The sequence below is a fragment of the Cryobacterium sp. BB307 genome (genome assembly GCF_012274275.1).
In the GTDB taxonomy this organism is placed as follows: Bacteria; Actinomycetota; Actinomycetes; order Actinomycetales; family Microbacteriaceae; genus Terrimesophilobacter.
Genome location: NZ_JAANZA010000003.1, coordinates 66966 through 89182, shown reverse-complemented (window position 1 = coordinate 89182; position 22217 = coordinate 66966). Strand labels below are relative to the sequence as shown.

At 68.8% G+C, this 22217-nt stretch carries 14 protein-coding genes; 10 read left to right on the top strand and 4 right to left on the bottom strand.

Annotated features, from left to right (window positions below; translation table 11 throughout):
- Positions 1–89: 89 nt before the first annotated feature.
- Genes HGK58_RS11925 through HGK58_RS11915 form a run of 3 tightly spaced genes read right to left on the bottom strand, consistent with a single transcriptional unit; the run spans position 90 to position 3302 of the window.
- A complete protein-coding gene (locus HGK58_RS11925) occupies positions 90–1442 on the bottom strand; it encodes an FAD-binding oxidoreductase (RefSeq protein WP_349236215.1) in 1353 nt (450 codons plus the stop codon).
- Positions 1427–2830, bottom strand: coding sequence for an aspartate aminotransferase family protein (locus HGK58_RS11920; RefSeq protein WP_168627846.1), 1404 nt, complete (start codon positions 2828–2830; stop codon positions 1427–1429). The genes HGK58_RS11925 and HGK58_RS11920 overlap by 16 nt, the downstream gene beginning before the upstream one ends.
- 4 nt (positions 2831–2834) lie before the next feature.
- Positions 2835–3302, bottom strand: a complete 468-nt coding sequence (locus HGK58_RS11915; RefSeq protein WP_168627845.1) for an Lrp/AsnC family transcriptional regulator — start codon at positions 3300–3302, stop codon at positions 2835–2837.
- A gap of 124 nt (positions 3303–3426) precedes the next feature.
- Between HGK58_RS11915 and HGK58_RS11910 the strand changes: the two genes are divergently transcribed.
- The 8 genes from HGK58_RS11910 (at position 3427) to HGK58_RS11875 (ending at position 18427) form a co-directional block, all read left to right on the top strand.
- Positions 3427–4857 (top strand): gamma-aminobutyraldehyde dehydrogenase, encoded by a 1431-nt coding sequence (locus HGK58_RS11910; RefSeq protein ID WP_168627844.1) that lies wholly within the window; start codon positions 3427–3429, stop codon positions 4855–4857.
- A gap of 44 nt (positions 4858–4901) precedes the next feature.
- Positions 4902–5453, top strand: a complete 552-nt coding sequence (locus HGK58_RS11905; protein WP_168627843.1) for a hypothetical protein — start codon at positions 4902–4904, stop codon at positions 5451–5453.
- Positions 5450–6232, top strand: a complete 783-nt coding sequence (locus tag HGK58_RS11900; RefSeq protein WP_168627842.1) for a protein phosphatase 2C domain-containing protein — start codon at positions 5450–5452, stop codon at positions 6230–6232. Before HGK58_RS11905 ends, HGK58_RS11900 begins: the two co-directional genes overlap by 4 nt.
- A gap of 156 nt (positions 6233–6388) precedes the next feature.
- Positions 6389–7801: a protein kinase gene (locus HGK58_RS11895; RefSeq protein ID WP_168627841.1), complete on the top strand. Its 1413-nt coding sequence runs from the start codon at positions 6389–6391 to the stop codon at positions 7799–7801.
- 10 nt (positions 7802–7811) lie between these two features.
- On the top strand, positions 7812–13691 hold the full coding sequence (locus HGK58_RS11890) for an Ig-like domain-containing protein (RefSeq protein WP_168627840.1): 5880 nt from the start codon (positions 7812–7814) through the stop codon (positions 13689–13691).
- Between the two features lie 61 nt (positions 13692–13752).
- Positions 13753–14724, top strand: coding sequence for a MoxR family ATPase (locus HGK58_RS11885; protein WP_168627839.1), 972 nt, complete (start codon positions 13753–13755; stop codon positions 14722–14724).
- Entirely contained in the window at positions 14721–16106 is a 1386-nt protein-coding gene (locus HGK58_RS11880; protein ID WP_349236214.1) for a DUF58 domain-containing protein, read from the top strand. Before HGK58_RS11885 ends, HGK58_RS11880 begins: the two co-directional genes overlap by 4 nt.
- Positions 16103–18427, top strand: coding sequence for a transglutaminaseTgpA domain-containing protein (locus HGK58_RS11875; RefSeq protein WP_168627838.1), 2325 nt, complete (start codon positions 16103–16105; stop codon positions 18425–18427). Before HGK58_RS11880 ends, HGK58_RS11875 begins: the two co-directional genes overlap by 4 nt.
- A gap of 7 nt (positions 18428–18434) precedes the next feature.
- Here the strand turns inward: HGK58_RS11875 and HGK58_RS13850 are convergent, their stop codons facing one another.
- Complete coding sequence (locus HGK58_RS13850; RefSeq protein ID WP_246865563.1) at positions 18435–18617, bottom strand: hypothetical protein; 183 nt, start codon at positions 18615–18617, stop codon at positions 18435–18437.
- On the opposite strand from HGK58_RS13850, the gene HGK58_RS11870 reads away from it, so the two are divergent.
- On the top strand, positions 18616–19302 hold the full coding sequence (locus tag HGK58_RS11870; RefSeq protein WP_246865562.1) for a hypothetical protein: 687 nt from the start codon (positions 18616–18618) through the stop codon (positions 19300–19302). The genes HGK58_RS13850 and HGK58_RS11870 overlap by 2 nt on opposite strands.
- Before the next feature lie 110 nt (positions 19303–19412).
- Positions 19413–22187 carry an FtsK/SpoIIIE domain-containing protein gene (locus HGK58_RS11865; protein WP_168627836.1) on the top strand — a complete coding sequence of 925 codons (2775 nt, stop codon included), beginning with the start codon at positions 19413–19415 and terminating at the stop codon, positions 22185–22187.
- Positions 22188–22217: the final 30 nt, after the last annotated feature.

Below are 22217 nucleotides of genomic sequence, written 5' to 3'. Positions count from 1 at the left end.
CAGTTGAGTCGGGAGGTTTGGCCGTTATGAGCTAGCGGATAGGGGCCACTCCTCCCGACTCAATGACGATCGGCAGCCTCGGCGGCCGGTCACTGCCCGACGAGCGGGCCCATCGCACGCGCCACGAGGGAGGGGCGCTTCGTGACGCGCTCCTCGATGTCCGCGGCCGACATCGCGAGCAGGCCGGCGTTCGCACCGAGGAAGCGCAGCGGTTCCCTCTCCCAGTCACGGGAGCGATGCCCTACCCACGCCAGCTCGCTCAGTTCGGTGCGTTCGCCGGTGATCAACTCCGCGAGCGTGCGCCCGGCCAAGTTCGTGGTCGACAGCCCGTCGCCGACGTAGCCGCCCGCCCAGCCGATGCCGGTGTGCTCGTCGTACCGCACCGCGGCGTGCCAGTCGCGCGGCACACCGAGCGGCCCGCCCCAGCTGTGCGTGACGGCGACGTCCGCCAGCTGCGGGAACAGGTCGACGAGCGCCTCGCGCAGATGGTGGAACACGCGCGTGCTGCGGTCGTAATCGGACCGGATGCTGCTGCCCCAGTGATATCTGGCGCCGCGTCCACCGAACGCGATCCGGTTGTCGGCCGTGCGCTGCCCGTAGATCAGCAGGTGCCGGTAGTCGGAGAAGGTCTGCCCGTGTTCGATCCCCAGTTCCTCCCAGAGCGCATCCGGGAGCGGTTCGGTGGCGATCATGAGCGAGTACAGCGGAAGCACCGAGCGGTGGGTCTGCGCGATGGCAGCGCCGTAGCCCTCCGTCGCGACGATGATCGAGCCAGCCCGCACCGCGCCGCGGTCGGTGGTGACGACTCCGGGCTGCCAGGACGTGACCGTGGTGGCCTCGTGGATCACCGCGCTGAGGCGCTCCACCACTTCGGCGACGCCGCGTACGAGCTTCGCCGGATGCACGCGTGCGCACGACGGATCCAGCACGCGGTCGGGGTCCGCGAGCATCCGCAACTCGTCGACACCGAACCTGGTCGACTCCACCACGTCGGCGCGCGCGCTTGAAAGCTGGGCGGGCGTGCGTGCGAAGAGCAGCGTGCCGCCCTTCAGGAAGTCGCAGTCGATGCCCTCGGCCGTGACGACCCGGCCGACTTCGTCCACCGTGTCCACCATCGCCCGCCGCATCGCGACCGCGGCGGCGAAACCGTGACGGCGCTCCAGCGCGCTCGCCGACTTGGGAAACAGCGCAGAGCACCAGCCGCCGTTGCGTCCGGAGGCGCCGAACCCGGCGAACCGCTTCTCCAGCACCACGACGCGCAGGTCGGGCCGGTGCTGCAGGAGGTAGTAGGCGCTCCACAGGCCGGTGAGCCCGCCGCCGATGATGGCGACGTCCGCCTCGATGTCGCCGGCCAGCGGCTCGCGAATTCCGACCGCATCGCGCCCGAGCGTGTCCATCCAGAGGCTCGGGTGCGACGCGTTGTCGGTCAGAGTCGGGTCCACGCCTCGCTCAGCACGGAGCGCAGGATGCTTTCGATCTCGTCGAACTCGGCCGGACCGATGGTCAGCGGCGGCGCGAGCTGCACCACCGGGTCTCCCCGGTCGTCCGCGCGGCAGTACAGGCCGGCGTCGAACAGCGCCTTCGACAAGAAGCCGCGCAGCAAGCGCTCCGACTCCTCGTCGTTGAATGTCTCGCGCGTGTCCTTGTCCTTGACCAGCTCGATTCCGAAGAAGTAGCCGTCGCCGCGGACATCGCCGACGATCGGCAGGTCGAGCAGCTTCTCGAGCGTCGCCCGGAAGATCGGCGAGTTCTCTCGCACGTTCTCGTTGAGCTTCTCCTCCTCGAAGATGTTGAGGTTCTCCAGTGCCACCGCCGCCGACACCGGGTGTCCGCCGAACGTGTAGCCGTGGTAGAAGGCTGTCTCTCCGGTGCGGAACGGCTCGTAGATACGATCGCTCACGATGGTGGCACCTGCGGGGGAGTAGCCGCTGGTGAGGCCCTTCGCGCAGGTGATCATGTCCGGTACGAAGCCGTAGGTGGTCGACGCGAACCAGTTGCCGATCCGGCCGAATCCGGTGATCACCTCGTCGGCGACCATGAGGACGTCGTACTTGTCGCAGATCTCACGAACGCGCTGGAAGTAGCCGGGAGGCGGCGGGAAGCATCCGCCCGAGTTCTGCACCGGCTCGAGGAAGACGGCCGCGACGGTCTCTGGGCCCTCCATGAGGATCATCTCCTCGATGCGGTTCGCCGCCCATTGGCCGAAGCCCTCGATGGTCTCTCCCTCGTAACCCATCTCCTTGGCGCGGTAGAAGTTGGTGTTCGGCACCCGGAACCCGCCGGGGGTGACCGGTTCGAACATCTCCTTCATCGCCGGGATGCCTGTGATGGCCAGCGCGCCCTGCGGCGTGCCGTGGTAGGCGACGTAGCGTGAGATGACCTTGTGCTTGGTCGGCCGGCCCTGCAGCTTCCAGTACGCCTTCGCGAGCTTGAACGCCGTCTCGACCGCCTCGCCACCGCCGGTCGAGAAGAACACGTGGTTCAGGTCGCCGGGAGCGTAGTCGGCGAGCCGGTCGGCCAGTTCGATGGCCGCCGGATGCGCGTAGGACCAGATCGGGAAGAAGGCGAGCGTCTCGGCCTGCCGCGCCGCTGCCTCGGCGAGGCGCTTGCGCCCGTGCCCCGCGTTGACGACGAACAGCCCGCTGAGCGCGTCGAAGTAGCGCTTTCCGCGGCTGTCCCAGATGTGGTGTCCATCGCCGCGCACGATGATGGGCACGCCGTCGGTCTCCATCGTCGACTGGCGCGCGAAGTGCATCCAGAGGTGGTCTTTGGCCTTTTGCTGCAGGTCGGCCTCAGTGAGGTTGATCCCAGCGGAGGTTGTCGTTGTCATTTCCCTATCTCGTTCCCCAGTTGTAGAACTGCTTCTTCAGTCGCAGGTACACGAAGGTTTCCGTGGACTGCACGCCCGGAATGTTCCTGATCTCCTTGTTGAGCAATGCGATCAGGTCGTCGTCGCTCTCGCAGACGACCTCTGCCAGGAGGTCGAAACTGCCCGCCGTCAGCACGACATAGTCGACTTCGCGGATGGCGGCCAGCCGATCGGCGACGATTGTCGAATCGCCCTCGACGCGAACCCCGATCATCGCCTGCCGGTAGAACCCCAGCTGCATCGGGTCGGTCACGGCCACGATCTGCATCACGCCCGAGTCGGTCAGCTTCTGCACGCGCTGCCGCACAGCGGCCTCGCTGAGCCCGACAGCCTTGCCGATCTCGGCGTACGAGCGGCGACCGTCGCTCTGCAACTGTTCGATGATCGCCTTGGAGACGTCATCGAGGCCGCCGTTCTTCCCGTGCGTTGACATATAGCGATTCTGTCAGTGAACTGACACTTGTACAAGCGAATCAGTACATTCGCGCCACTCTCACGACGAAATCGGTTGCCTTGAGGCATGGAGTTTCCCTGAACCAGTGGCTAGGTTGGGAGACATGACCACAGAACTGCGCAACTTCATTGACGGTGACTTCACGCAGGCGAACGCCGACTCATCCTTCGCCGTCGTCGATCCGGTGACCGAGGAGACCTACGCGACCTCGCCGGTGTCGAGCGACGCCGATGTCGACGCGGCTTTCGCCGCCGCCGCCAAGGCATTCGAGACCTGGGGAGAGACAACTCCCGCCGAGCGGCAGCTCGCGCTGTTCCGCATCGCCGACGCGATGGAAGCACGGGCCGACGAGTTCGCCGCGGCAGAGTCGAAGGACACCGGCAAGCCGCTCGGGACCCTCGTCGAGGACGAGATCCTGCTCTCCGTCGACCAGATCCGCTTCTTCGCGGGCGAAGCCCGCCACCTCTCGGGCATGGCGACCGCCGAGTACATGCCCGACCACACCTCGAGCATCCGTCGCGAGCCGATCGGCGTCATCGGCCAGGTCACCCCGTGGAACTACCCGCTCAACATGGCGGTGTGGAAGTTCGCACCGGCGCTCGCCGCGGGCAACACGACAGTGCTGAAGCCCAGCGACACCACGCCCACTTCGACGCTGCTGCTTGCCGAGGTGGCCGCCGAGTTCCTGCCGCCCGGCGTGCTCAACGTCATCACCGGAGACCGCACCACCGGCGCAGCCATGATCAGGCACCGGATCCCGCAGATGGTCTCGATCACCGGTTCGGTCCGTGCCGGTATGGAGGTGGCGCGCGAGGCCGCGAGCGACCTCAAGCGCGTCCACCTCGAGCTCGGTGGCAAGGCGCCGGTCATCGTCTTCGACGACGCCGACATCGACAAGGCGGTGGAGGGCATCGCCACCGCCGGCTACTTCAACGCCGGCCAGGACTGCACCGCGGCCACACGCGTCCTCGTTCACGAGTCGATTCACGACGAATTCGTCGCGGCCGCCGTCCAGTACGTGCGCGCGAACGTGCGCACCGGCGCCCCGACCGAGGACGTGCTGTTCGGTCCGCTCAACAACCTGAACCAGTTCGAGCGCGTCAAGGGCGTCATCGAGTCGCTCCCGTCGAACGCCAACGTCGAAGTCGGCGGGCGCAGGCAGGGGGAGTCCGGCTACTTCTATGAGCCCACCATCGTCAGTGGCCTCAGGCAGAGCGACGACGCCATCCAGAACGAGATCTTCGGTCCTGTCATCACCGTGCAGTCGTTCACCGGCGAAGAGCAGGCCCTCGAGTGGGCGAACGGCGTGCAGTACGGCCTCGCTTCATCGGTGTGGACCAGGGATCACGGCCGGGCGATGCGCTTCGCCAAGCACCTCGATTTCGGATGCGTCTGGATCAACACGCACATCCCGATCGTCGCCGAGATGCCGCACGGCGGGTTCAAGCACTCCGGCTACGGCAAGGACCTCTCGAGCTACGGATTCGAGGACTACACGCGTATCAAGCACGTGATGTCCTACATCGGGAAGTAGCGCTTCCCCACCTGTTCGTGGGGTGGATGTGGAAGTATCGTCCCGTGCGCTCAGACGTCGACGACACCGTCATCATCGGGCCGATCCAGCACGCACCGGCCGACGATGCCGACGTCGCCGACGACGACACGATCATCCTGCTGCCGGATGCCGGCCATCCGGCCACCCGTCCGGTGCCGACGCCGGCTGCGCAGCCGGCGCCGGCCGGCCTGGCAGAGCCGGTCGCCGACGAACCGCAGCCGACCCCGCTTGTCAGCAGCCGCATCCGGATCGGCAGCCACGAGTTCAGCCTCGAGGTGCCAGCGTTCATCGGCCGTGCGCCGAGCACGCCGCGCATCACCGGCGGCAAGCCGTTCCGGCTGGTGCGTGTGCCGTCCCGACGGCGCGAGATCTCCGGCACCCACGTCTCGGTGCGACAGGAGGGCCGCACCGTCGTCGTCACGAGCCTCAGCCCGACCAACGGCACCACGGTGCTGCTGCCAGGGGCGGAACCACTCACGCTGAGACGCGGGGAGTCGATGGTCGCCTTCTCCGGCAGCATCGTCGACATCGGCGACGGCATCCGGATCGAGATCGAGCAGGGGGAGCGGACATGACGGAACTCGGTTCCAACACCGGAGAGCAGGTCATCCGAATTCCGGACGGCGGCGCGATCGAGTTGGCCTGGGGCGCAGCGACCGACATCGGCCGCAAGCGCACCCACAACGAGGACAGCCTGGTCGCCTTGCCGCCGGTGTTCGCGGTCGCCGACGGCATGGGCGGACACGCGGCCGGCGATGTCGCAAGCGACGCAGTGGTCAAACGGCTCGCGGAACTCGCCGGTGACGACTTCACAACACCGGAAGCGGTCATCCAGGCGCTCCGGCAGGCGACCGTCGATCTGGTGTCGGCGACGGATGTCGAGGGCGTCGGAGTGGGAACAACCGTCACCGGGGCCGTCCTCACCCGCTCCGAGGAGCAGCCGCAGTGGGCGGTATTCAACATCGGCGACTCGCGCGTCTACCTGCTCGAAGGCAATCTTCTCACCCAGGTCACCGTCGACCACTCGGTCGTGCAGGAACTGGTGAGCGCCGGACTGCTCGATCCGGCGGATGCGGAGCAGCACCCCGAGAGCAACGTCATCACGCGCGCGGTCGGCTTCAACGCCGAACCGATGCTTGATGTCTGGCTCCTGCCGGTGAAGCGGTCGATGCGCTTTCTGATCTGCTCCGACGGGTTGTCGCGCGAGGTCGACCACGAGCGCCTGCGGCTGCACCTGGCCGCGGGAATGGAGGCCGAGGAGACCGCGAAGGCCCTCGTCGACGCCGCGCTCGCAGCGGGCGGTCGCGACAACATCACCGCCCTGGTTGTCGACGTCGTCAGCGTCGACGGCTGAGCGGCCGCGGACAGCCCCCTCGGAGTGGGGTGACGGGCCACCGGATCCGGTGCCGCCGCGGCGAGTAGTGTTCGCCCTCCCTTTGCCTACAATGTAGGAACCGATGTGGCGCCCGCCCGAGGCGCCAAGGGGACACGGCAGAAGTGAGGGGGCACCATGGCGCGGCGTCTGCCTTCACAGCCTCCGGTGCTGCCCGGGTTCTCCTACGTGCACGTGCTCGGCTCCGGCGGTTTCGCCGACGTCTTCCTGTACGAGCAGAACATGCCGCGCAGGCAAGTGGCCGTCAAGGTCATGCTGAGCGAGATGGTCAACGACCACGTGCGGCAGATGTTCCAGGCCGAAGCCAACCTCATGGCGCAGCTGAGCACGCACCCATCGATCCTCACGGTGTACCAGGCGGGCGTGTCATCCGACGGCCGGCCCTACCTCGTCATGGAGCTGTGCTCGCCGTCTCTGAGCGAGCGCTACCGGCGCGAGCGGATCCCGGTCGTCGAGGTGCTGTCGATCGCCATCAAGGTCGGCAGCGGAATCGAATCCGCACACCGCGAGGGGGTGCTGCATCGCGACATCAAGCCGTCCAACATCCTGCTGACCGCGTACGGGCATCCGGTGCTCTCCGACTTCGGGATCGCCTCGACGCTGAGCGAATCCGACCAGTTCGAGGCTGTCGGCATGTCGATCCCCTGGTCGGCACCAGAGGTGCTGCTGGACCAGACGGCAGGGACGGTGGCCAGCGAGGTGTTCTCGCTCGCCGCGACGGTGTACTCGCTGCTGGCCGGGCGTTCTCCGTTCGAGATCCCCGGCGGGGCGAACGAGCCGGCCGACCTGATGGCCCGCATCACCCGCGGGAAACCGCTGCCCCTCGGCAGGTCGGATGTCCCGGCCGCTCTCGAGGAGGCTTTGCTGCGCGCGATGTCCAGGAAACCCGAGGACCGGCCCGCGAGCGCCCTCGAGCTGGTGCGGGAGTTCCAATCCATCGAATCCCAGCTGGGTGTGCGCCAGACGCCGGTCGAGGTCGCGGTGGACGACTGGGCCGCCAGGAGCGTCGGCGATCTCGGGGAAAGGACGCGCATCCGTGTCGCGGCCGGGCAGCTGACCGCGGTCCCACCGCGGCGGCGCAAACGGCTGCGGACGGCGCAGACCGCCGGGGGCATGCAGTCGCAGGAGCTGGGCACGGCGCGGTCGACCAACAGCCGTGAACCGGACGGACGACCGATCGCGGCGTTCGCGTGGATCACCGTGATCAGCGCCCTGCTTGTGATCACTCTCGGCACCGTTGCCGCGATCGTGCTGCTCAGAAGCAACCTGGCGGACATTCCGCAGGTCACCGACATCGAGGCCCAGCTGCACACGGATGCCGTGACCTTCAGCTGGTCCGACCCCGGCCTGGTTGGCGGCGACAGCTATCAGATCTCGACGGACGGCGGACGCTCCACAAGCATCCAGCAGTCCGAGTCGTTCTCGGTCGCAGCCGAGCGCGGAGACCGTGTCTGCATCACGGTCACCGTCAACCGCGAAGGCCGCACCGGGCCGGCCAGCGGCGAGAAATGCGTGCAGATAGGCCAGTGACGGACCACCGATGCTGAAGCGCTGGCTGAAGGACCACCGATCGCTCGCCGCGACGGTGACCAGCTGCGGCGTCATCGCGGCCCTGGTCGCGACGGTCGCCGTGGTCTCCGGCGGGTACGAGGCGCAGAAGGTGAACCTCAACGACGCTTCGGTGTGGGTCGCCAACGGTGAGCGTCAGGTCATCGGGCGAGCCAACACCCAGGTGCTCGAATTCAACTCGATCGTCGAGGCGGATGGCGCGGAGCTCGAGGTAGTGCAGCACGGCGCGGACGTGCTCATGCTCGACCGTGGCAACGCGCGGATCGACATCATCGACCCCGCGACGTCGACGGTGATCGACGGCGTGCCGACGCCGACGCTCGCGCCGAGGGTCTTCCTCGCTGGAGAGAACGCGGTGCTGACCGACGGGGACGGGCGCGTGTGGATTATGCCGGTCGCGGACCTCGGCACCTTCGACCTCGAATCGGAGGCCACACTGAACCTGGGCGGTGGCGCCGTCTACAGCGTCGATGAGCAAGGGCAGCTCGCCGCGTACTCGCAGGCAGCAGCACAGTTCTACCTGGTCGACGCAGCCGGCTCGATGTCGACAGTGCAAACTGTCCCGCACGCGTTCGATGAGGTCAACGCCCAACTGTCGGTCGCCAAGATCGGCGACAGCTGGCTGCTGTTCGACGCGATCTCACGCCAGCTGGTCGTCGACGGCCGCGAGCTCGACCTGTCCGACGCGTTCAGCGCCGCGGACCGGCCGAGGCTGCAGTCGTCGACCGCGTCTGGGTCGGCAGCTCTCATCGCCTTCAGCGGAGGGTTGCTGTCGGTGCCACTGGCCTCCGGCGAACCTCGCACGCTGGTCGACGGTCGCGGCGGGTTCGCCGCCGCGCCGGTCGAGGTCGACGGCTGCTCCTACGCGGCCTGGTCGGACGGCGGTGCCTGGCGAAAGTGCGGCGAAGGCGACGGCGAACTGCTCACGCTGGACGCCATGCCGGCCGGCGCCGCGCAGCTGACCTTCAACGTCAACGACGCCCGCGTCGTGCTGAACGATCCGGCGAGCGGCGCCACCTGGGCGGTGCAGCGCTCCGGTGAGCTGATCGACAACTGGGACCAGTTGATCACCGTCGCCCAGGACGACGACGAGATCGTCGTCGACGATCCGGATGCCGAGACCGAGTTCGAGAAGGTCCAGCAGCCGCCGGTCGCGGTGCCGGACGAGTTCGGTGCGCGGCCGGGCCGCAGCTCGGTGCTGCCGGTGCTGCTCAACGACTACGACCCGAACGGCGACGTGCTGGTCATCTCGCTGGTCACCCCGCTGGACGAGGCGATCGGCCGGATCGACCTCATCAACAATCGGCAGCAACTGCAGCTGAGCCTGACGCCGGCGGCATCCGGAGTCCTCACCTTCGACTACACCATCAGCGACGGCCGCGGCGGCGAGGCGACAGCCAGGGTCACCGTCACGGTCCGTTCCTCGGGGGAGAACTCGCCGCCGCAGCAGGTGCGCAACTCCTCCACGCTCGTCGCCGAAGGCGGCCGGGTTAGCACCCCCGTGCTCGGCGACTGGGTCGACCCCGACGGTGACTCCATCTACCTGTCCTCTGCCGCAGTCGCCGGTCCCGACCAGGTCAGCTACAAGCCGGAGGGGGTCGTCGTGTTCACGGAGGGCGGCGGCAGCGGGCCCAGCCGCACCGTCACCCTCGGCGTCACCGACGGCTCGGCCGAAGGCTTCGGCACGCTGACGGTCGAGGTCTCGCCGGCCGGCGAGGTGCCGATCATCGCCGAACCTTTCGTGGTGCTCGCCTACGCCGGGCAGGAGATCCGAGTGTCGCCGCTCGAGCACGTGCGCGGCGGCACCGGCGAGGTGCGTCTCGGCAGCGTCCCCTCCGTCGCCGGAGCGACCATCACGCCCAACCTCGAGCGGGGCACCTTCCGCTTCCTGAGCGAACAACCCCGCACCTTCAACCTCGAGTACGTGGTCAACGACGGGACCCAGTCCGCGACCGGGATCGTGCGCATCGACGTCGCCGCGCCGCCGGATGCCAACACCAAGCCCATCACCGTGCCGAAGACCGTGTTCGTGCAGACGCTCGGCACCGAGACGGTCGACATCGCCGGCACCGACATCGACCCTGCCGGTGGCGTACTGCTGCTCACCGGGGTGTACAACATCCCGTCCGGCTCGGGCATCCAGGCCGAGGTCCTCGAGCAGCGTGCCGTGCGCGTGACGCTGACCGCGCCATTCGACTCCGGCCCGGTCACCTTCAACTACCGGGTCAGCAACGGCCTCGCCGAGGCCGAGGGCGTCGTCACGGTCGTCGAGATCCCCAGGCCGACGCTGCTGCAGCCGCCGGTCGCCGTCTCCGATGCGACCGCGGTGCGGGTCGGTGCGGCGATCGACATTCCGGTGCTCGCGAACGACTCGCATCCGGATGGCGAAGAACTCACCCTCAGCCCGAAACTGGCGACGACCCTCGGGGACGGTGCCGGTCTGCTGTTCGCGGCGGGCACCATGCTCCGCTATCTCGCACCCCAGGAGCCGGGCAACTTCACCGCGACCTATGAGGTGACCGGCCCTGACGGTCAGGCGGCTCAAGCGCAGGTGCAGATCGCGGTGCGGGAGGCCGTGCCGGAGACCAACCAGCCGCCGGCGCCGCAGCCCGTCATCGCACGCGTGCTCGCGGGCGAGTCGGTGACCATCAGCATCCCGCTGTCCGGGATCGACCCCGACGGGGACACCGTGCAGCTGCTGGGGCAGGCGACCAATCCGCAGAAGGGCGCGGTGGTCGGTGTCACCTCCGACTCGCTCACCTATGAGGCCGGCACCTACTCGGCTGGCACGGACACCTTCACCTACACGGTCGTCGACGCGCTGGGCGCACGGGCAACCGGCACCGTCCGCGTCGGCATCACCGCCCGGCTCGACGGGCCGCGCAACCCGGTGGCTACCGCCGACGAAGTGCTCACGAGGCCCGGCAGCACGGTGACGGTGCAAGTGCTCGGCAACGACTCCGATCCCGATGGAAGCCCGCTGAGGGTGGTCGAGGTGGAGCCGAATACGCCGGATATCGTCGCCAAGACCAACGGTGAGGTCGTCACCGTCACCGCTCCGGCAGCGCCGGGCTCCTACGGCATCATCTACCGGATCCAGAATGAGCTGGGCGGCACCAGTTCGGCGTTCCTGACCGTGACCGTCGACCCGGAGGCGCCGCTCTCCTACCCGGTCGCCACCGACACCGTGCTCACCCTGACGGATGTCCTCGACCGGGACGAGGTCGACGTGAACGTGCTCGCTGGCGTCTTCTTCGCCGACGGGCCGGTGTCGTCGCTGCGGGTCTCCCTGCTGCCCGGGTTCGACAGTACGGCGGAGTTGACCGACGGGCAGCGCATCCGGGTGCGCGTGCACGACAAGAGCCAGATCATCCCGTTCGGGGTTGCGCACCCCGGCGACCCCACGATCGTGTCGTACGCCTTCATCTGGGTGCCCGGCTATGACGACGCCCTCCCTCAGGTGAACCGGCGTGCTCGGCCGCTCACCATTCCCAGCGAGTCGACGCTGCGCATCCCGCTGGCAGAATACGTCGTCGCAATCGGCGGCGGCACGGTGCGGCTCGCGGACCGCACGACCGTGCAGGCGACTCACTCCAACGGCGATTCACTTGTCATCGACGACCACACGCTCGTGTTCACCTCCGCGGACAAGTACTTCGGGCCGGCGTCGATCTCGTTCGAGGTCACCGACGGGGCGAGCGCGAACGACCCGAACGGTCGCCGCGCCACCCTCGTGCTGCCGATCAACGTCACCCCGCGCGAGAACCAGCCGCCCGTGTTCAATGGCGGCGTCATCGAGTTCGAACCGGCCGAGGAGAAGGTGCTCGACCTGCTCGAGCTCACCACCTACCCGTATCCGGATGATTTGGACGAGCTCACCTACACGGCGCTCGCGCCGTTGCCGGTCGGGTTCAGCTACTCACTCACCGGGCAGGAGCTGGTGATCCGCGCCGCGGAGAACGCGGTCAAGGGATCATCCACCGCCCTCGTGCTCGGTGTCAGGGACGAGCTGACCGTCGGCAAGGCAGGCAGCATCCAGCTCTCGGTAGTGGCGTCCAGCAGACCTCTCGCGCGACCGGCGGATGACATCGCCATCGCCGCGCGCGGGCAGACGACCGTCGTCGACGTGCTCGCCAACGACGAACCGGGCAACCCGTTCCCCGGCAGCCCGATGTCGGTGATCGAGGTGCGCGGCATCGACGGTTCCGCGCTGCCAGCCGGCGTGCAGGTCGTGCCGAGCCCGGACAGCCGCCGGCTGTCCGTGACGGTCACTGAGGACGCGGCTCCGCAGGACATCAACATCCAGTACCGGGTGCTCGATGCGACTCGGGACATTGACCGCGCGGTGTGGGGCAGCGTGCGCGTCCAGATTCAGGATGTCCCCGACCCGGTCACCGGCGTCACCGTCACCTCGTTCGGTGACCGGCGACTCACCGTCGCCTGGACCCCAGGGGCAGCGAACAACTCGCCGATCACCGGCTACGAGGTCATCGCCACTCGCGCCGGTGACGTGGTCAGCACGACCGCGTGCGCCATCACGAGCGGCTGCGACATCCCGACGCCAGGCAACGGACCCGAGAACGCGTTGACCGTCTCCGTGGTCGCGATCAACTCGATCGGCCGCTCGACTCCGGCGACCGCGCCGAGCAGCGCCTGGTCGGACGTGCTGCCGGCCGCGCCAAGCGGAATCTCCGCGGTCCCGACGAACACCGCACCGGCCGGCGGGTCCATCTCGGTCTCCTGGAACCCGGTGCCGGACCCGTCGCCGGGGTCGGCGCTCGTCGGCTACACCATCCGCATCATCGGCCCCGGCGTCGATCTGTCGCCGACGGTCGGACCGGGCACGACGACGTTCGCGTTCAGCAACAGCGGCGGGGAGCTCGCGCCGGCCACCCAGTATTCGATCAGCGTGTACGCGCGCAACAGCGCGCAAGTGCTGAGCAGCGCCGCCTGGCAGCGCAACGCCCCTGTGGCGGTGACGACGGTCGGGCCGCCGAGCCAGACCGCCGGCGGCGTCGCCGCGGCGGTCGTCAACGCGCAAGGTCACATCCGGGTCACCTGGGGAGCGAGCGCCGCAAACGGAGCGCCGTCGGTGAGCTACTCGGTCGGACGGTTCAATGCGAGCGACGCGATGCCGACGGTGTGTCGCGCACCGAACCCCGGATCCGGTGGTCCGGTGGCCAGCGGCTGGGTCGACACCTCGACCGACGACGGCGGCACCTACCGCTACGTCGTCTACGCGGACAACGGCTACTACTGCACCCCGACCGCCTCCGGTTCTGTGCTGAGCCTGAGGCCTCCCGGCCAGGCGAGCGGGAGCCTGGTGCTTGAACCCCATGGCGGCCAGTACGACGCGCGCGCGGGCGCCGACCTGGCGGTCGCGAGCCTGTCTGCCGAGAAGTTCCAGTACCAGGTGAACGGCGGCGCGTGGCGCGACGTTCCGGCCGACCGCTGGCTCACCTCGACCGCAGATTCCAGCGTCTACGGGCATCCGCTCACGGTCAGCTTCCGCGGCTGCCGTGACCTGTCCGACAGCTTCTGCGGACCGGCATCCGACCCGCAGACCGTCACCCCGGTGAACGCGCGGGCGAGCGTGCTCAGTTGTGTCGTCGGCGAGCTCGCGTCGGCGAACCCGCCCATCAACGCCGGCACTCCCACCGTCAGCTACCTGTGGTCGTTCAACGACGGCGCAGTGCTCGGGGGGTGGACTGCCTTCTCAGACGATCCGACGGTGCCATCGCCCGGACTGCTCGGCAGCCAGGTCTCCGTGCGAGTCAAGGCCGTCGTCGACTTCGGAACGGGCACGCAGCACACCGACCCGGGCTTCGCCGAGGCGGTGTGCTCGCCATGATTGACTTCGCAATGACCCGCACGACCACGACACCGACACGCACCGCGGAAGAGGCACCAGCATGACGATGACCCCAGAGCAGGCCACGCAGTTCGCCGACGTCTTTAACCGGCTCGTCGCCGGCGTCGACCAGGTGCTGCTCGGAAAGACGTTCATCGTCAAGCTCGCGTTCACCGCGATGCTCAGCGAAGGCCACCTGCTGCTCGAGGACTACCCGGGCACAGGGAAGACCAGCCTCGCTCGCGCGATGGCGCAGAGCATCGACGGCTCGACCAACCGGATCCAGTTCACACCCGACCTGCTCCCGGGGGACATCACCGGGGTGAGCGTGTACGACCAGCGCTCCGGCGAGTTCGAGTTCCACCGCGGCCCGGTGTTCGCCAACATCGTCCTCGCCGACGAGATCAACCGTGCGAGCCCGAAGACGCAGGCTGCCCTGCTCGAGGTGATGGAAGAGGACCACGTCACCGTCGACGGCGTCACCCACCATGTCGGCATGCCGTTCATGGTCATCGCAACGCAGAACCCGATCGAGCAGGCTGGCACGTACCGACTGCCGGAGGCGCAACTCGACCGCTTCATCATGAAGGCCTCGATCGGCTATCCGGACCACGCGTCCACGCTGCGCATCCTCCAGGGGGCGGGGACGCGGGCCCACGATTCGACGATCCCGGCCGTGGTCACCGCGGCCCAGATCATCGAGCTGGCCGCTCGGGCCCGCACGGTTCATGTCGACCCGTCGATCAACGACTACGTCTCCCGGCTCGTCGACGCGAGCCGCAACTCGGACGAGGTGCGGCTGGGTGCCAGCGTGCGCGCCGCTCTCGCGCTCGTGCGGACGGCGAAGACGCTCGCAGCCGCGAGCGGTCGACACTACGTCATCCCGGATGACGTCAAGGTGCTGGCGGAGCCGGTGCTCGCGCACCGGCTGGTGCTCGATCCGGAGGCGGAGTTCGACGGTGTCACGACCTCCAGCATCGTCGCCCAGCTCCTGCTCGAGACGCCACCACCGTCCGAGAGGCAAGCCGTGTGAAGAACGGCATCGTCCGCACTCAGTCGCCGCGAGGCGTCTCCGGCCGCTTCGACACGGCTTCAACGCTCGACCTGCACAACACCCGCGCCCGGATCGTCGGCGACCGCACCGGCGTGCTCGCCGACACCATCGTCGCGATCGTGCGCTTCAGCAAGTCGGTCGGCGCGCTGCTGCGCGAATCGCTGAGCAGGATCGCGGGGGTCATCACACCGCTCGGCTGGACCCTGCTCGCGGTCCTGCCGCTGAGCCTCATCGCCGGCTACCGATTCGGCTGGAGCGAACTGCTCGTCGTCGGCTACCTCTGCGTGATCCTGCTGCTGTTCGCGGTGCTCTACCTCGTCGGCCGCAGCCCATTCCAGTTCGACCTGACCCTTGAGCATCCGCGAGTCGTGGTCGGAGAAGAGGCCGTCGGGACCGTGGTCGCCCGCAACCCCACCCGCCGGCGTCTGCTCGGGACAACGGTGGAGGTTCCGGTCGGGCGGGGACTCGCAGAGTTCGCCATGCCTGGACTGAGCCGCGGGACCACTTTCGAGCACGACTTCGTCATCCCCACCGCCAAGCGCGGTGTGCTCTCCATCGGCCCTGTGCGCACGGTCCGCGCCGATCCGATCGGCCTGGTGCGGCGCGAACTGCTGTGGACAGAGCAGAGCCAGCTGTTCGTGCACCCGCGCACAATCGGAATCCCGAGCACGACCACCGGATTCATCCGCGACCTCGAGGGGAATCCGACCCGGCAGCTCTCCAACAGCGATGTCGCCTTCCACGCCCTGCGCGAGTACACCACCGGTGACGAACGACGCTACATCCACTGGAAGAGCACGGCGAAGACCGGGACCTACATGGTGCGCCAGTTCGAGGAGACACGGCGCAGCCACCTCGTGGTCGCTCTGAGCCTCGCCGAGGCGGACTACGCCAACGCCGAGGAATTCGAGCTCGCGGTCAGCGTCACCGGATCGCTCGGCGTGCGAGCCATCCGGGACGCGCGCCAGGTCTCGGTGGTGGTGGGAGAGCGCACCCCAGAGTTCGCCAAGCGCAAGCTGTTCTCGGTCGCCAAGCTGGACACGCTGACACGGCCCCGCCTGCTGGACGATCTCGCGACGGTCGAGCTCGCTCCCACCGCCCTGCAGGTGCGGGACGTGGCGCGCGTGGTCGCCGACGGCATCGCGGGCGTCTCCGTCGCCTTCCTGATCTGCGGCTCGCTGCCGACACCGGGCACGCTGCGGGCGGCATCCGCGAGCTTCCCGGTCGACGTCGAGGTCGTCGCGGTGGTCTGCGACCCGGAGACGATCCCCGGCCTGCGTCGCGTGCCCGGCCTGAGCGTGCTCACGATCGGGTCGCTGAACGACTTCGCTCGAGCCCTCGCCCGATCGGCGGCGGCATGAACCAGCAACCCGGGGTCGGCTTCATCATCGTCAGCACCGCGATGGTGTGGCTCACCATGGCGCTGGCGATCACCGCCTTCTGGGCGACCTACGGGAGCCCACCGTTCGTGATCATGGCCGTCGTCACGGTCCTCGTCGGATCCGCGATCGCGATCATCGGGGCCCGCGTGCGCGCGTCAAGCCTGGTGCTGCTGCTGGCCACAGCGGGCGCGTTCCTGCTGCTCGGCGTCCCGCTGGCAGTGCCGGGCAAGGCGATCGCCGGCCTGCTGCCCTCCGTCGACGGTCTTATCGACCTGATCGCTGGCGTGGCGCTCGGCTGGAAGCAGCTGCTCACCATCAGCCTCCCTGTTGGCAGCTTCCAGGCCCTGCTCGTCCCCGCGTTCGCCCTGATCCTCGTCACCGTCGTGATCACCCTGTCGGTGGCGCTGCGCGCGCGTTACGGCGAACTGGCCGCCATCGGGCCACTGGCCGTCTACCTCGTCGCCGGCCTCTTCGGCCCGATCGAGGCGCAATGGCCACTCCGACTCACCCTCGGGCTGGTCGCGAGCGTGCTGCTGTGGCTCATCTGGCGGCGCTGGTACCGCAGGCGGGAGGCGGTGCGGTTGCTCGCACGTCAGGCGACCGACCCAGCCGGGCCGCTCGAGACGCGACCAGACGGCCCGTTCGTCGGCGTGCGCACCCTGCTCAGCGCGGGCGCGATCTTCGCCATCGCCGCCAGCACCGGGGTGGGGGCGGCGACGCTGCTGCCTCCCGGTCATGAGCGGATCGTGCTCCGCTCGAGCATCGAGCAGCCGTTCGACCCGCGTGACTATGCGAGTCCGCTCGTCGGCTTCCGGGCGATGCTCACTCAGCCGGAGGCGACTCGCACACTGTTCACCGTCGACGGCTTGCCCCCAGGTACCTTCATCCGGGTCGCGACACTCGACACCTACGACGGCATCGTGTACTCGGTTGGGACCCCGGACGTCGAGAGCGCATCCGGTTCGTTCACACGCCTGCCGTTCCGTGTCGACCAGTCGTCGGTTGACGGCGACGAGGTGACCGCGGTGTTCACGATCCAGGGCTACTCGGATGTCTGGGTGCCCACGGTCGGCAAGCTCGTGAGCATCGACTTCGCGGGCGACCGGGGACGGCAGCTTCGCGACAGCTTCTACTACAACGACAGCACGGGCTCGGCGGCGGTGCTCGGTTCGCTGGACGGCGGCGATAGCTACACGGTCACCGCGGTGATCCCCACCCAGCCGACCGACGAGCAGCTCACCAGCCTGGAACCGAACCCGCTTCCGCAGCCGCCTGTGCAGGTCGTCCCCGACGAGCTCGCGGCAACACTGGACAGGTGGGTGCGAAACGCGAACGGTCCGGGGGAGCGTCTCGCAGCGATGCTGAACGGACTGCGCGCCGAGGGATTCGTCAGCCACGGCATCGATCCGGATGAGCCGGTGAGCCGATCGGGGCACGGCGCCGACCGCATCACCGAGCTTCTCGGCTCGCAGCGGATGATCGGCGACCAGGAACAGTACGCGGTCACCGCAGCGCTGATGGCGCGAGAACTCGGGTTCCCGGCGCGCGTCGTCGTCGGTTTCTCCACCGATCCGACCGCGGGCGGCAGCACCATCATCCGGGGGAATGACATCACTGCGTGGATCGAGGTGAACACCGCCCGCTACGGCTGGGTCGCGATCGACCCGACGCCGCCGGAGCGACCCATCCCCGCCGAGGTCCCCGAGGACCCTGCCGTCGTCGCGCGCCCGCAGTCGCCGGTCCAGCCGCCGGTGCTCGAGCCCGAGCAGCCGGACACCCAGCTTCCGCCGGAGAGCACCCAGGAGCAGCCGCCGGAGGAGAACGTGATCGTCGGCATCGTCCTCCGTGTGCTCGCCGTGCTCGGGCTCTCACTGGTCGTCGCCGCGATCGTCCTGTCTCCGTTCATCACGATCGTCGCGGCGAAGTGGCGCAGACGCCGGCTCAGGCGGAAGGCGCCGACAGCCGCACTGCGCATCGCCGGCGGATGGCGGGAGTTCGAGGACACGGCAATCGATCATGGCGTCAGCCCTGGCGCCGCCCCGACCCGGCTCGAGGTGGCGCAGGCGGTGGGCGGCACGCAGCCCCTGGTTCTCGCGTCGGTGGCCGACCGTGCGGTCTTCGCCCCCGGCAATCCGAGCGACGAGGATGCGGACCAGGTGTGGAGCGCGGTTGAGGAGCTGCGCTACGCGCTCGGTGCCGGGCTCACCCGATGGGAGCGGCTGAAGGCCCTCGTCTCACTGCGATCGCTCGGTGGATATAGTGTCAGCAAGCTGTTCCGGCGGGAGGGGAAGCCGCAATGAAGTGCAGCTACTGCTCCACCGAGCTGCCGACCGGGGCACTGTTCTGCGGCGAATGCGGCAGGGCGGTGAAGACCACCGTCGCGCCACCCCCACGCCCGATCGTCGCTCGTCCTCTGACGACACCCGCACCGCCGCCGTCGCTGGGGGCTGCGGTCGACGAGACCCGGTGCGACCAGTGTGGCTCGGCCATGCTTCGCGAGGACATCTTCTGCCCCGAGTGCGGCTTCGTGTCGCAGGCGGTGAGCAAGGCATTCGCGTCGGGTGGCGATCCGCGCGACACCGCGGTCGTGACGGCCATCCCGGTGGGCGTGCCCACCGTCACGGAGGTCGAAGAGATGCCGGAACTGGAGCCGGAGTGGGAGCCAGAGCCGGAAGCGGAGCTGGAGCCGGAGCCGGAGCCGGCTCCCGAACCCGAGCTCGAACTGGAACCGGAGCCGGCTCCCGAACCCGAGCCAGTGCTCGAGCACGAGCCGGTCCCAGCGCCCGCCGAACCGTCCACGGCCTTCGAGGACGTCGAGGCGACCCGCATCGTTGCCCTGGGGGTCACCGGCGAGCGGTTCGTGCTCCAGTTCAGCACGGGCGAGAGCTACACGGTCTTCGGCTCCGGTCTGGTCGGCCGGAATCCGCGCCCGGAGCCCGGCGAGTACTTCGACCAGCTGCTCGCGGTGGTCGACCCGACGCGCTCGGTGTCCAAGACGCACCTCGAGTACGGGCAGGAGTCCGGCGTGTTCTGGGTTCGTGACCGGTTCTCCGGCAACGGGACGGTGCTGAGGGAGCCCGAGGCCCTGCCACGCCGATTGCAAGCCGATCGACGCTACCGCGTGATCCGCGGCTCCCGCATTGACATCGGCGAGCAGTTCTTCATCGTCAGCTGATAGAGCGGCGCCCGAGGTCCGCTCCGCGCGGCACAGGATCGAGCCGGCGATGTCCCCGGATGCCGAGGCGCGGGCATCCGAGGAGCGCGGGCGTCTGGTGGGGTTGTCCAGTGCCATCGATCGCGTTGCCGACCCCACCGCAGGCGCCGGCACGCGCACCATTCCCGCTGATCGCGACGATCGCGCCCGTGGTGGTGTCCCTCGCGCTGTTCCTGCTGACCTCATCGCCGTTCACGCTGCTGTTCGCGCTGCTAGGACCGCTGGTGGCGATCGCGAGCCTGGTCGACTCGAGGCGCGGCAACACCCGTCGCTCCCGTGAGGCGCATGCCGCATTCGAGGCAACTGTGCGTCGCACGCGGGAGAGTATCGACACCGAGCACGACCGCGAGCGGGACGCGGCCGAATCCGCGGCGCCGTCGTTTTCGAGGCTCCTCGGAAACGGTCACCGGGATCCGGAGCGGTGGCGAGCGCGAGGCGGCGATGCGCTGCCGGTGCGCATCGGCAGCGGCACGCTGGTCAGCGGACTCGACCTCGCGCCGACGCTGTCCGACGATCCGTCGCTGCTCGAGTTGCTGGAGCACGCGACCCGCCTTCCGGACGCCCCGGTGAGCGTCGATGCTCGGCTCGGCATCGGCTTCTGCGGGCCGCTCCCTCTCGCTCACGCCGCCGCGCGAGCCGTGACGTTGAGGCTCGCCTTTGCGCTTGGGCCGGGTGACGTCACCATCCGGGCGGCAACCGAATGGCGCTGGCTGCGTGACCTACCGCACCGGGTCGAGCTGTCGTCGGAGGTGCCTGGCGTCGAGTTCGTCTCGGACGACGACACGATCGTCGTCGCGGTGGCCGCGACCGCCGACACGCTCCCAAGCTCGTGCCGAGTAGTTGTCTCGCTGACTGCTCCCGCTGGGATCCTCAGCCATCCGGAAGTGCCCGACGTTCGCGACCTTGTTCCCGAGTTCGCGTCGCTGGAACAGGCCGTCGCGTTCAGCCGGCGACTGGCGCTGGCGGCGGAGCAGGATGGCCTGGGCGCATCCGCGGGCCTCCCGGAGTCCGTCACGTTCTCATCGATCGGCCGCGTCGGCGGTGGCGTGTTCGGCTGCGCGATCGGGGTCGGTGCGGCTGGACCGGTCATCCTTGACCTCGTGCGGGACGGCCCCCATCTGCTCGTCGGAGGCACGACCGGAAGCGGCAAGAGCGAACTGCTCGTCACGCTGGCGCTCGCACTGGCTTCGACACGCTCTCCGCTGGAGGTGAACTTCCTGTTGGTTGACTTCAAGGGCGGTTCGGCGTTCGCCCCGCTGGCGGTATTGCCGCACTGCGCGGGTGTCGTGACCGATCTGGACGAGCGGGAGGCCGGCCGCGCACTGGAGAGCCTGCGCGCGGAGCTGAGAAGGCGTGAGGCGGCGCTCGCGCGCGCCGCGGTGAAGGACGTGGCGGAGCTCGCGCCTGGGGTCTTGCCGAGACTAGTGATCGTGGTCGACGAGTTCGCTGCCATGGTCAGCGAGCTCCCCGGCCTGCATGAGCTGTTCGCCGATATCGCCGCGCGCGGCCGGTCGCTCGGCCTCCACCTGGTGCTGTGCACGCAGCGGCCATCCGGCGTCATCCGGGATGCCGTACTGGCGAACTGCTCCCTGCGCATCTGCCTGCGGGTGAACAATCCAGCTGACAGCGCGGCGGTGGTGGGCGTGCCGGATGCGTCGCGACTGCCGCGTACGCCCGGTCGGGCGCTCGCGGCGGTCGCGGGGGAGCGACCGACTATCGTGCAACTAGCTCTGGCCGGACCCGCGGACGCCCGGGAGGTCGCCGCGGTTTGGCGGGACCGCGAATGGGAGCTGCACCGCCCGTGGCTGGACCCGCTGCCGCCGAGACTCCCGTTCTCGGCCTTGCCGGCGCTGCTCGGAGGGGACGCCGACGCAGACGAGATCGCCGTGCCGATTGGCCTGTTCGACCTGCCCGAGCGGCAAGAGCAGCCGGTCGCGGTCTACCGTCCGCGTCAGCACGGGAACCTGCTTGTGCTCGGCGGGGCGGGTTCAGGCAAGAGCGGGGCGCTGGCCGCCATCGGCTCAGCAGGCAACGCGCAGCTCATCCCGGCCGACATCGAGGGAGCGTGGGATGTCGTGTTCGGCACGCTCGCCGCGGTGAGGGCCGGACAGCGAACGGTTCCGCTGCTGCTGGTCGACGACCTGGACACCCTGTGCTCGAGGTTCACCATCGACTACCAGCAGGCTTTCGTGGAGTTGCTGGCCGCGGTGCTGCAGGAGGGGCCATCGGCCGGCGTGCGTGTCGTCGCGGCGGCTCGACGGCTCGGATCGAACGCGATCTCGGCGTTGTGCGACAGCCGGATCCTCCTGCGGATTCCCGATCGAGCGGACTACCTGCTGGCGGGTGGTGAGCCGGGGCTGCACGATCCGACGCTGCCGCCCGGCGGCGGCCAGTGGCAAGCGAAGCGCATCCAGTTCGTGCTCGCCGATCCGCTGTCTCCCGCGCCCCGGCCGGTGACACCACCCGTCGCGGAGCGGCTGGACGGATCGTTTGCTGTTGTCGCTGCGGCACCTGGCCAGCTCGGCGACCTTCTGCGCACGCTGGGGTCGGACCTCGAGGTCGTCGAACTGGATTCGGCGGCGGATGGCCTGGAACCGGCAAGTGGTGGACGCCGCACGGTCATCATCGGTGATCCGGATGCGTGGCAGGCGCGCTGGGGTTTGCTGCCACGCTTGCGGTCAAGGCTTCCTGTCCTCGTGCACGGCTGCTCCACTTCCGAGTTCCGTGCAGTGACGAGACTCGCTGAACTGCCGCCGCCGCTGGAGAACCCGCGCCAGACGGCGTGGCTCGTGCCCGGCGACGGGCCGGTGGAGCGGGTCGCCCTGCCGATGCCTAAACAGGGCTAAAACCTGTCAAGTTCGTCGGTGTGCAACGAT

Bases quoted from the DNA above. Each gene is read 5' to 3' on its own strand.
- HGK58_RS11920 (WP_168627846.1), bottom strand. From the start codon at position 2,830: ATGACAACGACAACCTCCGCTGGGATCAACCTCACTGAGGCCGACCTG.
- HGK58_RS11915 (WP_168627845.1), bottom strand. From the start codon at position 3,302: ATGTCAACGCACGGGAAGAACGGCGGCCTCGATGACGTCTCCAAGGCG.
- HGK58_RS11910 (WP_168627844.1), top strand. From the start codon at position 3,427: ATGACCACAGAACTGCGCAACTTCATTGACGGTGACTTCACGCAGGCG.
- HGK58_RS11900 (WP_168627842.1), top strand. From the start codon at position 5,450: ATGACGGAACTCGGTTCCAACACCGGAGAGCAGGTCATCCGAATTCCG.
- HGK58_RS11895 (WP_168627841.1), top strand. From the start codon at position 6,389: ATGGCGCGGCGTCTGCCTTCACAGCCTCCGGTGCTGCCCGGGTTCTCC.
- HGK58_RS11890 (WP_168627840.1), top strand. From the start codon at position 7,812: ATGCTGAAGCGCTGGCTGAAGGACCACCGATCGCTCGCCGCGACGGTG.
- HGK58_RS11885 (WP_168627839.1), top strand. From the start codon at position 13,753: ATGACGATGACCCCAGAGCAGGCCACGCAGTTCGCCGACGTCTTTAAC.
- HGK58_RS11875 (WP_168627838.1), top strand. From the start codon at position 16,103: ATGAACCAGCAACCCGGGGTCGGCTTCATCATCGTCAGCACCGCGATG.
- HGK58_RS11870 (WP_246865562.1), top strand. From the start codon at position 18,616: ATGCTTCGCGAGGACATCTTCTGCCCCGAGTGCGGCTTCGTGTCGCAG.
- HGK58_RS13850 (WP_246865563.1), bottom strand. From the start codon at position 18,617: ATGGCCGAGCCACACTGGTCGCACCGGGTCTCGTCGACCGCAGCCCCC.